Source organism: Variovorax sp. SPNA7 (assembly GCF_033807855.1).
Taxonomy (GTDB): Bacteria; Pseudomonadota; Gammaproteobacteria; order Burkholderiales; family Burkholderiaceae_C; genus Variovorax; species Variovorax beijingensis.
In genome coordinates this window covers 183,787-196,178 of the sequence record NZ_CP138514.1, presented here as the reverse complement: position 1 = coordinate 196,178, position 12,392 = coordinate 183,787, and the positions used below count along the sequence as shown (strand labels likewise).

General features: G+C 63.8%; 12 protein-coding genes and 1 pseudogene. 9 read left to right on the top strand and 4 right to left on the bottom strand.

Features of this window, described 5'->3' with window-relative positions:
• Positions 1 to 31 precede the first annotated feature (31 nt).
• The 6 genes and pseudogenes from RZE77_RS28660 (at position 32) to RZE77_RS28635 (ending at position 5,849) form a co-directional block, all read left to right on the top strand.
• Entirely contained in the window at positions 32 to 397 is a 366-nt protein-coding gene (locus tag RZE77_RS28660) for a hypothetical protein (RefSeq protein WP_319443088.1), read from the top strand.
• Positions 398 to 423: 26 nt separating this feature from the next.
• Positions 424 to 1,218 carry a hypothetical protein gene (locus RZE77_RS28655; protein WP_319443087.1) on the top strand — a complete coding sequence of 265 codons (795 nt, stop codon included), beginning with the start codon at positions 424 to 426 and terminating at the stop codon, positions 1,216 to 1,218.
• Positions 1,219 to 1,391: 173 nt separating this feature from the next.
• Entirely contained in the window at positions 1,392 to 1,760 is a 369-nt protein-coding gene (locus RZE77_RS28650; RefSeq protein ID WP_319443086.1) for a hypothetical protein, read from the top strand.
• Between the two features lie 99 nt (positions 1,761 to 1,859).
• Positions 1,860 to 3,377: a glycoside hydrolase family 25 protein gene (locus RZE77_RS28645; RefSeq protein ID WP_319443085.1), complete on the top strand. Its 1,518-nt coding sequence runs from the start codon at positions 1,860 to 1,862 to the stop codon at positions 3,375 to 3,377.
• A 666-nt stretch (positions 3,378 to 4,043) separates the two neighbouring features.
• Positions 4,044 to 5,066, top strand: a pseudogene (locus RZE77_RS28640) (site-specific integrase); the annotation flags it as partial.
• 60 nt (positions 5,067 to 5,126) lie between these two features.
• Positions 5,127 to 5,849 (top strand): hypothetical protein, encoded by a 723-nt coding sequence (locus RZE77_RS28635; protein WP_319443083.1) that lies wholly within the window; start codon positions 5,127 to 5,129, stop codon positions 5,847 to 5,849.
• Positions 5,850 to 6,246: 397 nt separating this feature from the next.
• Here RZE77_RS28635 and RZE77_RS28630 read toward each other — a convergent pair whose 3' ends face one another.
• Positions 6,247 to 7,227 carry a tripartite tricarboxylate transporter substrate binding protein gene (locus tag RZE77_RS28630; RefSeq protein WP_319443082.1) on the bottom strand — a complete coding sequence of 327 codons (981 nt, stop codon included), beginning with the start codon at positions 7,225 to 7,227 and terminating at the stop codon, positions 6,247 to 6,249.
• Between the two features lie 65 nt (positions 7,228 to 7,292).
• Positions 7,293 to 8,387, bottom strand: coding sequence for a threonine aldolase family protein (locus RZE77_RS28625; RefSeq protein WP_319443081.1), 1,095 nt, complete (start codon positions 8,385 to 8,387; stop codon positions 7,293 to 7,295).
• Between the two features lie 85 nt (positions 8,388 to 8,472).
• Here RZE77_RS28625 and RZE77_RS28620 point away from each other — a divergent pair, with 85 nt between their 5' ends.
• Positions 8,473 to 9,390, top strand: coding sequence for a LysR substrate-binding domain-containing protein (locus RZE77_RS28620; RefSeq protein ID WP_405547994.1), 918 nt, complete (start codon positions 8,473 to 8,475; stop codon positions 9,388 to 9,390).
• Between the two features lie 118 nt (positions 9,391 to 9,508).
• Here the strand turns inward: RZE77_RS28620 and RZE77_RS28615 are convergent, their stop codons facing one another.
• On the bottom strand, positions 9,509 to 9,787 hold the full coding sequence (locus tag RZE77_RS28615; RefSeq protein WP_319443079.1) for a hypothetical protein: 279 nt from the start codon (positions 9,785 to 9,787) through the stop codon (positions 9,509 to 9,511).
• A gap of 171 nt (positions 9,788 to 9,958) precedes the next feature.
• Here RZE77_RS28615 and RZE77_RS28610 point away from each other — a divergent pair, with 171 nt between their 5' ends.
• Entirely contained in the window at positions 9,959 to 10,360 is a 402-nt protein-coding gene (locus RZE77_RS28610) for a response regulator (RefSeq protein ID WP_307640228.1), read from the top strand.
• Between the two features lie 78 nt (positions 10,361 to 10,438).
• Here RZE77_RS28610 and RZE77_RS28605 read toward each other — a convergent pair whose 3' ends face one another.
• Positions 10,439 to 11,254 carry a DNA-binding transcriptional regulator gene (locus RZE77_RS28605; protein WP_307640227.1) on the bottom strand — a complete coding sequence of 272 codons (816 nt, stop codon included), beginning with the start codon at positions 11,252 to 11,254 and terminating at the stop codon, positions 10,439 to 10,441.
• A 121-nt stretch (positions 11,255 to 11,375) separates the two neighbouring features.
• Between RZE77_RS28605 and RZE77_RS28600 the strand changes: the two genes are divergently transcribed.
• Positions 11,376 to 12,365, top strand: a complete 990-nt coding sequence (locus RZE77_RS28600) for a Bug family tripartite tricarboxylate transporter substrate binding protein (protein WP_307640226.1) — start codon at positions 11,376 to 11,378, stop codon at positions 12,363 to 12,365.
• Positions 12,366 to 12,392 lie beyond the last annotated feature (27 nt).

Genomic DNA, 12,392 nt, shown 5'->3' with positions numbered 1-12,392 from the left:
CATTTCATCAGTCGACCAGAAAGGACAAATCATGCCCATCGTCAAAGCCAACAGCGGCAACCCCATCGCCGGCATCATCGTTCCCAATGCCGCCCAGCGAAACGCCTGCCAGGACGTGATCGCCCAACTCGTGTTCGCGGACCTGGGACGCGGGCCGGGCACGCTCCATGCCGTGGGCGTGGCCCGCCTCGACATGCAGGGGCACAACGCCGCCGGCGCCGCGAACCTGCAGGTGCAGATCGGCAACAGCACGGCCGCATGCGCACTCGTCGCCGGGTCGATCCAGGCGATGGGCGACGCCGCCAACCAGAGGGGCGGGGCCGCCGCCGCCATCTCGGCGCTGAACCAGAGCCTCGACAGCGGCACCATCTGGAACGTCACGGGCTCCGTGCCCTGAGCGGCCCCATCAACCAGGAGAATGCCATGGCCATCGACAATGCGGCGACCTTCCTCGCCAACCCCCTGACCTTCATCGCCGGGTCACCGATCGTGTTGGACCAGATCGGGCAGAACATGCCGGGCGGGGCCTTCCCGCCGGTGAACAACCAGCGCTCGCGCTTCACCCTGAGCACCGGCGCACCCGGTGTGGCGCCGGCGCCTGGCAGCCTGCCGCGGCTGCGCATGCAGCCGGCCGCCGTGCCCGCGGGTGGCGTGGTGCCGCAGCCGCCCCTGGCGCCGCTCGCCACGCTCGACGCGTACTACTGCCATGCCGGCATTGGCGGCGTGGCGTTGAACGCGTTGCCCTATGTGGACATCCCTATCGCGCCCGGCCCGGCCGACGCGCACCTGCTGTTCACCACCGGCATGAACGGGTGCGCCCTCTTCGTGGCCAGCGCCGTCGACCCGGCCGCACCAGCCTTGGCGGCCGGCCACTGGCGCGTGTTGCACGACCCCTCGCACCGCAGCCTGGCGGCGCTGCACGCGGGCAACTACGTCATTCACTTTGCGGCCTATGTCGACGCCGTGCAGCCGGGGCCGGTACCGGCCGCCTGGGCCGCAGCGCCCATCGTCCGCAACTACAACCCCAACAACTACCCGTTCGCACTGCCGCCGCCGGCGATGCCGATGAACCAGCGCGTGATCACCAACTTCCTCTGGTGGGGCGGGGCGCACTGGAACTTCGGCAGCAAGCACTACCACTTGCTGGGCGCGAGCCCGAGTCCCATCGACGCGCCGCCGGGTGCGGGGCCCAACAGCACGCAGAGCTGCGCGCTCTGAGTGGGAGCCACCGGCAGGGCCACCTGCCCGTGAGGCGCAACCAGACGACCGCACAGGAGCACCCGCTTCAGTTTTCCGCGTGAAGCGCAGCGATTCCCGGAGTACGCACGCGGCTCCTCGGGTGGGCCGACAGCCGCCCAGTTTTCTTTCCACCAGCCATCCGAAAGCAAGCCATGCCTCAAATCACCCTCGCCTCCATGCAGGACTGCATCAACGCCGCGTTCGCCGCGTACGACCACAACCCGCCCACCGTGGGCACCATCAACGTCAATACGACCAACAACGGCGTCGTACCGGTCACCTGCAGCATCCAGGCCGGCGAAACGCTCTTCAACTGCGGAACGGACCCCACCGGCAACTACTCGATGCCGGCGGCCCAGGCCAACAACCTGCGGATCTGGTGCCAGACGCATCCGGGCGGCCCCAACGGCAACTGGTCCTACGGCTTTCGCGGACCGGACCCGACGCATCCGAACCAGGCCAAAGTCACGTTGATCAACTGGAACGCCTTCATGTTCAATTTCCACGTCGTGCTGTCCTGAGCCCGGCAGGAACGCCAGCGTCCACGGCCCGATGACGCATCGGCCAGGCGCTGTGCGTTCCCTCGAGCGGCTCGCAGCCCCGGCAACAGGAGACACACCATGCGCCGCTTCGACTCACAGGAAATCGCCTGGCTGGAGTGCCTGGTGCTGGTGGCACGCATCGGGCCCATCTCGGCCCCGGCCTTCCTGGCACGCCTGCATTTCAGCCGCGCCGCCGGACGTGCGTTGATCCTTCAGCCACGCGGGCACTTCGGCTATTGCTACGTGCGGCCCGCACATCTGGCCACGGCCGATGCGGCCCAGGACGAGCGGCGTTCACTCATGGCGCTGCTGCTCTTGCTGGCGTGGCTGCGACGCGAAGGCTATCTCGCCGTCGAACACGACGAGGGCGACATGGCGCCACCCCTGCTGGTGGTCGGCGAGGCCTTCGACGCCGTGCGCCCCGAGCGCTCGCGCGTCGTGCTCAACGCGCAAGGCGACTACAGCTGCGAGCCGCACCAGGTGCTCAGTGTCCGCGGCGAAGTTGCGTATGAGGGGCTGCGCCTTGAGGGCGATGCTTTCACGCTGGCCCGCGAATGGGCGCGCGGGACGCTGCATGCGTCTCTCGCGCTGGAAGAACTGCTGGCACTCGTGCGTCCAGCACCGCAACCGGCCCCTGCTTGCGTCCCGGTGGAAGCAGTGCATGCCAGAGCGCCAAGCGGTGGATCTCGCACCATCGCCGCCGTTGCGCGGACCATGCTTCGTCTGAACGTGGTGACCTGGCTGACCCTGTTGGTGTGCGCCGCCATTGCGGGAATCCAGCTGGGTGGCGCAGTCCGTCCTGACGAACGCACGGCCGGGCCTGGCCCCACGCCTGTCGCCGCAGTGCGCACGGCGCCTGTGTCCATGCAACAAGATTTGCCTGCCACGCATGCGTCGGTGGCTTCCATCAGCGCACCGACGCCAGCTGTTGCCGCGCCCACGCCTACCCCCACCGCATCTACACCTGCGGGCCCTCTGTACGGTCTGGACGTGTCCAAATGGAACGGGAATTGGGTGGACCAGCTGAAAGGATCGCTGGCGGGCATCAGCTTCGTCTTCGTTCGCGCCAGCGATGGTCTGACCGCTGATCCCACCTTCGATCGCCACTGGACCGCGGTTCGCAGCAACGGGTTGGTGCGGGGCAGCTATCACTTCTACCGCGTCGATATCGACGCTGACCAGCAAGCACAGTTCTACCTTCGCATGCTGGGCGGCGCGTCCGAGCAGGGCGACATCGCCCCCGCGCTCGATTTCGAGGCCGAGAGCTTCCCTCCCGGTGCACCGCCATCGAAGGAGAAGGTGCAGGCCGATCTGCTGCGCGCGTTGCAAGCGCTGGAGCGGCAGGGAGATCGCGTTCCCATGATCTATACCAACTGGGACATGGGAACGAAGTGGCTCGATGACGAGCGTTTCGCGCGCTACCCGCTATGGATCGCCGACTGGTCGCAACGCAATGCGCCGCGTCTGCCCGCGACCTGGGCGCAGCAAGGCTTTCGCTTCTGGCAACGCACCGATCACTACCTGCCCCCCAACGACAACAGGCTGGCCATGGACCTCGACTGGTTCATCGGCCACCACAGAGATCTGACGCGCTGATCGTGACCCATCAACTTCAAAGACATCCAACGACTTCATTCATCCAGAAAAGAAGAAGTGCGTGCTGCTGCGGCCGCGTCATGTGCCGGTACATTGTTGCTTGTGCTCGCTTTGAGCGCTTGCGGCGGAGGCGGCAACGACTCGAATCCCAATGCGCTGATCTTTCCGCAGTTGCCTCCTCCTGAAGAGGTCAAGACCTCAATGGCAATCCGACGATCGGCTGCAAGGATGTTTTCGCACCACGGCGAAGACCGTGGAGCGGTACCACGGGCAATGCCATCTCACCACCGCTCTTCGGGTCGCATGGACCGGCGTAGAGCGTCCGCTGAAGCCGATGCGGCCTCTTCGACTGGTCCAGTCGATGGAGGCTAAGTCCAATCTCGAGCCACAGATCCGCGTATCTCAACAGAAGGAGAACACATCACGCCAGTTCAAGTGTTCCCATAAGTGTTCCCACGGACGCAGCCAAAGAAAAACGGGTTGCGGCATTTCTGCTGCAACCCGTTGATTTATTGGCGAAGTGGACGGGACTCGAACCCGCGACCTCCGACGTGACAGACAGGTGGTCGATGACCTAGATCACCTGAAACGCTTCCAACTTGCCAAAACCAGTGCACACGCGCTGCACACGGATGCCCCTAAGTAGTTGATTTATCTCAGGTTTCCGATTTGTCCATCACCGACATGAAGGAGGTGCTGCGGGCGCCTCGGCGCTCCAAGGCCTTCACCCTCGATGCGCTCAAGACGAAGCTGGGCAAGCTGAAGCTGAAGGACCTCACGCGCGAGCGGCTCATCCAGTTCGGCAAGGACCGCGCCAAGGAAGGCGCCGGTCCCGTCACCATCAGCATGGACATCGGCTACATCAAGCTGGTAGTTTCTCACGCGGCGGCCGTCCACGGGGTTCGTGTTCAGGTAGAGCCCATCGACTTGGCCCGCATCGCGCTCAAGCGCCTGGGCCTGGTCGGCAAAGGGCGGGAACGCGACCGCCGCCCTACCCTCGACGAATTGCAGGCGCTTGCCGACTACTTCGCCAGCAATTCACGGCAGATCATCCCCTTGGGCCGAATCATGCGGTTCGCGGTCGCCACCGCGATGCGCCAGGACGAGATCTGCCGCATCCGATGGGAGGACATCGATGCCAAGGCTCGTACCGTGATCGTGCGTGACCGAAAAGATCCACGGGACAAGAACGGCAATGACCAGAAGGTGCCATTGCTCGATGTCACGGGCTTCGATGCCTGGGCCATTCTCGAGGAGCAGAAACCGTTCTCCGGGAACAGCAGCTTGGTCTTTCCGTACAACGGCCGCTCTGTCGGGACAGCCTTCCGTCGGGCCTGCAAGGAATTGGGGATCAAGGACCTCAAGTTCCATGATCTTCGGCACGAAGCAGCCAGTCGCCTCTTCGAGGCGGGGTTCACCATCGAGCAGGCTGCGCTTGTGACTGGGCACAAGGACTGGAAGATGCTCAAGCGATACACCCATCTGAGGCCAGAACACCTGCGCGGCGTCAGGCCAAAGCACATTCCACCGTCGCTCGATTTACCGACCGGCCCCACGCCTGCAGACATCGCTTTGGGTGCGTGGAACAACCCGGAGCACCGTGCCTTACAGCCCAACTCGGCCCATTCCTCGCAAATTGCAAAGCCACATCATGAACATGAAGCCCTCGGCCTGAGCGCTTCAATCTAGTTTTGACTTCGGACCGTGCCACTTCAACAAACGCCCTTCTATCGATCACACCTCGCTGACTTGCACCAAGTCCTGCTTGCCCATGAAATCACGCGAACTTACCTGACTGGCTCGCGCGTCAGGTTCGATGGCGTTGAGCTCGGGCCAACAAACAGTTTTGAGTTCGCTTTCGGTACGTTGTCGACGCTGGAGTTCGTCCACCTGTTCTCCGTTTTCGACGGCAGCCGCGTGCACGGACAAGCCGAGAGACGGCCGGGACGCGACGATGCGCCGCCAGGCATGTACTTCACGGTGATCAACGCCAAGGTCATCCAGGCGGGCCACAAAAACAGATTGGGGATCTTCAGTGAAGAGACTGGCACTGTAGGTCTCTTCATCGAGGGCATACACATTGACCACTTTTTCCTGGACAAGCACCAGACGCCCCAAGGTCTGGGCGCCATTGCTTTCACCTTGGGTGCCATCACCGCTCATTTGGCCGGGCTGGACGAAATCTCGCTGATCGCCGCGGGCGGCAAAGGGTTCCAGGAACGCCACGTCGGGTTCAAGGTTTGGCCGAAGCTTGGTTTTGACGCCGCACTCTTACCCGATGAACAGCGCAGCGCGCCGCACCTGCGGGGCTGTCGAACTGTCCAGGATATTCTGGACGTCGATCCGGCATGGTGGGAGGCGGAAGGATCACAGCGCCTGATGACCTTCGATTTGCGGCCTGGCAGCAGGTCCTGGGTCAAACTGCTAACCTATACGGGTGAGAAATTCTCTGTCGGAGGTCCCCATGACTAGCCCCACAGCCATCAGGAAGCCCGCAAAGGCAGCGAAGGCAGCGCCCGGCCGCGTTTTCAACATCTCAAGCAAGGGCATTCCGCGCGTGACAACCCAAGTCAAGGCGAAGATCGAAGCGGCGGCAAGATCGACAAGCAGCAAGCGCCGTAGGTTTCCTGAGTTGATTTCGGACTCCTAATCTGCGATCGGGTGTTCGAGCCACGCAAGGCTCACTACCACCACCGAGCGCGCAGTTGCTGAGAGCCTGCTATCGACAGATAGCAGGCTTTTTTCATCGCGCGTTCGCGGTCAGATTTGCCAGGGTACGGCTCAGATGCTTAGGTGCCCAAGCCTCTCTGTGATTTCGCCATGAAGCAAACCCTCCACATCGCCCCAGCAATGTCAATCTGGGGGCGTCTCAGCTATTGATGGTGACCCCCGTCTCTTTCACGACCGATTTCCAGCGCACGATTTCTTCATTCAGGTACTTGGAGAACGCCTGCGGCCCGCGGGGCATGGAATCCACGAACGAGCTTTCCAACCTGGCCTTGACATCGGGCAGGTCCAGCACCTTGTCGATGGCCGCGTTCAGCTGCTGCAGCAGCTCTGCGGGCACCCCGGCAGGGGCCATCACGCCATACCATGCGCCGCCCACCATGCCTGGCACGCTTTCGGAGAAGGTCTGCACGTCCGGCAATTTCGGATGCCGGGCCGCGCTGGCAATGGCAAGGACCTTGAGCCGCTTCGCTTCGATGTGCGGCATGCAAGCCGGCACGGAATTGATCACCATGGCGACCTGCCCGCCGACAGCATCGGTCAAGGCGGCACTGCCGCCCTTGTAGGGCACGTGCACCAGCTCCATGCCCGTCTTGCGCTTGAGCGTCTCGCACAGCAGGTGCGGCACGGACCCCTGCCCTGGTGTTCCCACGCCGTATTCGCGCACAAGGGCACGTGGCAGCGCGATCAGTTCGCGCAGGGAGTTGGCCGGAAGCGACGGATGCGCCACCAGCAGTTGCGGCGAAGAGCCCACGAGCGTGAGCGGCGAGAAATCCTTGATCGGATCAAAGGGCAGTTTGGGCTGCACCGCGGCATTGGTGGCGTGCGCGGCGTCCGCAAGGAACAAGGTGTAGCCGTCCGCGGCGCTCTTGGCCGCGGCATCGGTGCCGATCAGCCCCGAGGCCCCGGCCTTGTTGTCCACGACGACGCTCCATCCCGCCGTTTCGGTCAGTTTCTGGGCCACCAGCCGCGCCACAAAATCGGAACCGCCTCCGGGACCGTACGGCACGATCAGGCGAATGGGACGGCTGGGAAAACCGCCGGCGAATGTGTTGCCACTCCCCAGGCCGGTGGCCATCAGGAAGGCAGAGGCGATGAAATCCCGGCGGCAGATGGAAGGCATGGTCGTCAAGGCTCCTGGTAGTACGCGATGTGTTCGAAGGGAGGCGCGTCCGTGCGAGAACGCATTCAGGCAAGCAGCGATTGCGCGGCACGCCGGAATCCGGTGGCGGCGGCATCCACGCAGGCCGCGTCGATGTGGCGGTGCGTCACGAGCCGGATCCTGCGCGGACCCCATGGGCGAACCAGGACACCGCATTCCTTGAGTGCCTCCGCCCAGGCGAGGCTGTCGGGTGCGGCCTCGGGCAGGTCGACGAAGACGATGTTGGTGGGCGGCGTGCTGATGCTGACCCCGTCGGGCAATGCAGCGCGCAATGCCTCGCTCAGGCGCGACGCCGACGCATGGTCCTGGGTGAGCTGTGCGGGCATGGTTTCCAGGGCGTCCAGTCCCGCCGCGGCAACCACGCCGATCTGGCGCTGCGTGCCCCCGAGCATCTTGCGCAACCGTCTGGCGCTGGCCATGGTGGCGGACGGCCCGGCGAGCACCGCGCCGGCAGGCGCGCTCAGCCCCTTGGAAAGGCAGAGGGTCACCGTGTCGGCGCAGCACGCGATCGCGACTGGATCGACATCCAGCGCCACGGCAGCGTTGAAGAGCCGGGCGCCATCGAGGTGGACGCGCACGCCGGCGTCACTGGATGCCTTCCAGACCGCCCGCATGTGGTCCAGCGGCAGCACCGCTCCTCCCGCGTTGCCGTGCGTGGTTTCCATGCAGACCAGATCTGTGCGCAATTCGCTGGACGACTTCAGCACCAGCGCGAGGCTCTCCAGGTCCATCGCGCCAGCCACGCCCGGAATGCCGGTGTAGGTCACGCCGCTGAACACGGCGCCGCCGCGCTCGGAGACGAACATGTGTGCGGACTCTTCGAGCACGACCTGCGAGCGGCGCTCCGCCTGCGACAGCACGGCCAGGAGATTTCCCATCGTGGCGGTCGGCACGTACAGGGCAGACTCCTTGCCCAGTGTCCTCGCTGCCAGTGCCTCGAGCGCGCGCACGGTCGGGTCGCCGTCCAGGCCGTCGTCTCCCAGTGCGGCTGTTTGCATGCGGCCGTACATCGACGGGGTCGGCAGCGTCACGGTGTCGCTGCGCAGGTCCACCACGGCGCCAGCCGCGCATGGACGGCGCGGCAGTCCGGAGTCGGCAACGTGCAGGATCTTGTCGGGCATGGACGCGAGTATTCTTCCGGGCAGCCAATACTGCAAATGCGTACTCAACAGCGCGTCATACAATATTGATATGAGCAGCCGACGCATGACCTTGAAGCACATCGAGGCCTTCCGGGTGGTCGTGCAGACGGGGTCGATGACCGAAGCCTCGCGCCGGCTTCACACCTCGCAGCCCCAGGTGAGCCGCCTCGTTTCGCAGCTGGAGGCGATCATCGGGTTTGCGCTTTTCGAACGCAGCGGCACGCGCCTGGCGCCTTCGCTCGAAGGCAAACGCTTCTTCCAGGAAGTCGAGAAGGCATTCGCCGGGCTGCAGGGCCTGGAGTCTGCGGCATCGAACATCCGGACGTTCGGCGGCGACCGCCTGGCAGTGGCCGCCATGGCGCGAATTGCCGGAGGCGTCCTCAGCCAGGCGGTCGTCCGGTTCAAGCGCGACCACCCCGAGACGCTCGTCACGATCCACTCCGGTGCGGCCACGACCGTCGACACATGGGTGAGCTCGGGCCTGTGCGACCTGGGCCTGGCCATCCTGTATGGCGATGATCCGCCCGGCATGCACGTCGAAACGCTGCTCGGCATGGATTGCGTCGCGTTGCTTCCCAGGGAACATCGCCTGGCCCGGGCCAGGCAGGTTCGTGCATCGGACCTGGACGGCGAAGCCTTCATCTCATTCCCGCTGGGCAGCGGCCCGAGGGAACGCATCGACCAGGTGTTGGCCGCCGCCGGCGTCAAGACCCGGACGGTACTGGAGTCCGACCTGGGCGCCTCCGTCTGCTCGCTGGTCGCTGCGGGCCTGGGCGTGAGCGTGATCAATCCGCTGGCGGCGCTCGAGGAGCAGCGCAATCTCGATTTCGAGGTGCGAGCCTTCAAGCCTGCCATCACGGTGCGCCTTGCGCTCCTGCTCGCGCCCGATGCGCCTCATTCCCGGCTTGTGTCAGCCTTCAAGGAAGTCGTGCGCGAGGTCATCGAATCCGAACTGGATCACATTCGCCCGTACCGCAGCTGAGGGTGCCCCGGGGCCTGCGGATGATGTGACCTCCCCTCCGGCGCGCTTTGCGAGTTGTTCGCTCTTTGCGTGCGGGGCCCCAAGGAGCGCGCCAGGGGATCATCTAGCGCTGGCGGCCTTAAGAGCCGTTTGGGGCGACCTTCTGTTCAAGCGCCTCATTCACGGTCTTCAACTTTTCCTCGGCCGACCTGAGCTTGTCCTTGAGCTGGTCTGTTTGCTCGATCGCCTGGCCGACGTCGGGATGCAACGTCCCTTTCGGCACTTCACTGTCAAGCACTGTATGGACTACCGAGAGATCCTCCGCAACTTCCTGGATCGTCTCAGTTGCTTGCTTGTTGTCTTCAAGCGCCTTGGTCAAATCGGCGGCGTCTCTGTCGTCGGGGGATGGGCGGGTCATGACACACCTTTCACTTTGAAATCCGATGTTTAGTCGGCAGTAAGCAAAGACTCAGTCGCCTCTGCGCGGTCAAGCTTTTGACCTACATCATCAACTTGGACGATACGTATAACTGTTCACAGTCCGCAACCTATCGCAACAAGTGGGATCGAGCAACGCTGCTCCAACGCCATGTCGCTCCAGACGGTTCTCATCGAGGACAGCACCACCATCAGAGAGGCGCTGATTCCGGCGTTAGCTGACCTCGCCAGTGCGGAAGTTGTCGCCGTGGCCGAAACGGCAAGCGACGCTGTTACCGTCCTCAAAGATCTCGGCAACGCGTGGGACTTGGCTGTGGTGGATCTCTTCTTGCGAGAAGGGTCGGGGTTGTCCGTCTTGCGAGCTTGCAAGGAACGCGCGTCGCATCAGCGAATGGTTGTCTTGACGAACTATCCGACCGACGAAATGCGGCGCCGAAGTCTGGAGTTGGGCGCCGATGCCCTGTTCGATAAGTCGAATGAACTCGACCAGTTCTTTGAGTGGTGCTTTCGGAGTGACATTCCGCACTCCCCTGGCGTGATTGACAAGCGTTAGAGATCAGCGGTACCACACAACAGCGCAGCGCGATCGGTGAGATCGAGGGTTATCCCCTAATCCTCACTACTTAAGTGGTCATCCGCGCGGTGCGCTGCTGGTCGCCTCGGAGATGTCGTCCGCCAACTGGCGCAGGAGCGGAACATAGCGTGTTGCCACCTCTCGGTCGGAGACGACGTTGTTCTGCAGGACGAGGTTGATCGCTCCGATGGCGTGCTCGCCAATCCGGATCGGAAATCCGATCGCGGTGACGCTCGATTCCGAAGCCCATTCCCCTCTATTCATGGCGTAGCCACGGCGCCGGGTTTCGCGAATGACCCGCTTCACATAGCCGCTGTCGCGCGCCATTTCTCCGATGGCATCCGTGCGCTGCGCCAGCAGCGCCAGGGTAGCAACACGTTCCTCATCAGCGCACCAACTCAACCACGCTCGCCCTAAGGAAGAAACGAGCATCGGGATTCGAATACCGATGGTGGCTCTGTGCTGCGACAGCATGCTGACGCGATGGGTGGACTCTCTCACGATCATGAAGCCAGCGTCGGGCGTGGCCAAGTCGCTGGGCCACGAGAGCGCCCGCAAATGCGCACGCATGGCGGGGGCAGCCACGCGGTCGATCCAGTCCGCGCCAACGTAGCCCTCGGAGAGCCGACGCACTTCAAAGCCCAACGCATAGGACGCGCCGTCGTCCTTGTGGTGGACGAGGCCCTCTGATCTCAGCGTCTCCAGCAACCGCTTGACGGTAGTCCGGTGAATGCCGGTGATCCGAGCGAGCTCAACGACGCCACCAATTCCGCCGGGCAACGCATTCAGCGCCCGAAGTACGGCCAGCCCGCGGCTCAAGCCTCTGACTTCGCGATAGAGGTGCTCCTGCGGAGTGCGTGGGGAAGTCGCCATTTCGTTCTCTGTTTGGTGCACTAGGTGCACCGACTATACGGCGTCGACTTGCGCTCAGACACTGCCCTACGTCAGCAAGAAACCGCATCGGCCCCCAGAGGCCACCACCTGGAGACATGAAATGAACATCACCCGACGCGCTCTGTGCACTTCGCTCGCCCTCGGCCTCGCCATCTCGCCTGCCATGGCGCAAGAGTCCTCGAAGCAGCCTATTCGCATCATCGTGCCCTACCCAGCAGGCGGCAACGCCGACTCGGCTGCGCGTGCCGTAGCCAACCTGGCTTCCGAAAGCCTGAAGCAGACCATCCTGATCGACAACCGCCCCGGCGCTTCCTCGATCATCGGTACCGAACTCGTCAGCCGCGCGCCGGCCGACGGCCTCACCATAGGGGTCGTTTCTGACTCGCACGCGATCAACCAGGTCATGGCGAAGAACCCCAAGGCGACAGACATCCTTGGTGGCAAGGTGCCCTACGACGCGGTACGCGACTTCGTGCCGATCTCCGGAATGATCCTGGTGCCGCTGGTTCTGGTCGTGAGCCCGAAGGTTCAGGCGCGCACCGTCAAGGAAGTGGTGCAGCTGTCCAAGGGCGGCGACAAGTCCGGCCTCAATTTCGGCACGATGGGTTCGGGCAGCCCGTGGTTCCTGCACATGCACCAGCTGCACAACCTGACGCAGGGCACCTTCGTCGACGTCCCTTACAAGGGCCTGGCGCCCGCGGCGACTGACCTCATCGCGGGGCAGATCGACATCATGGTGATGCCGGTCCACTACGCGCAGCAGTACGTCAAGACCGGCAAGCTGGTCGCGATCGCGACCCTTGGCGAAAAGCGCCACCCGCTCATGCCCGACGTGCCGACGCTCGCAGAAAGCGGTTACCCGGGCCTTGCGATCTCCAACTACCTGTATTTCGTCGCGCCCGCCGCCACGCCCAAGGCCACGGTGGATCGCCTGAGCGCCGCGTTCATCGCAGCGCTCAAGCAGCCCTCGATGAAGGACAAGTTGTCCGCCTCGGGCGACCCCTATCCGGCAGAGCCGGCCGAACTGTCCGCGCGCCTGCGCAAGGACATCGATGCCTACGGCACTGTCATTCAAGCCACGCTGAAGTAAGAAAGAAGAGGATCCATCGTGAAAAGA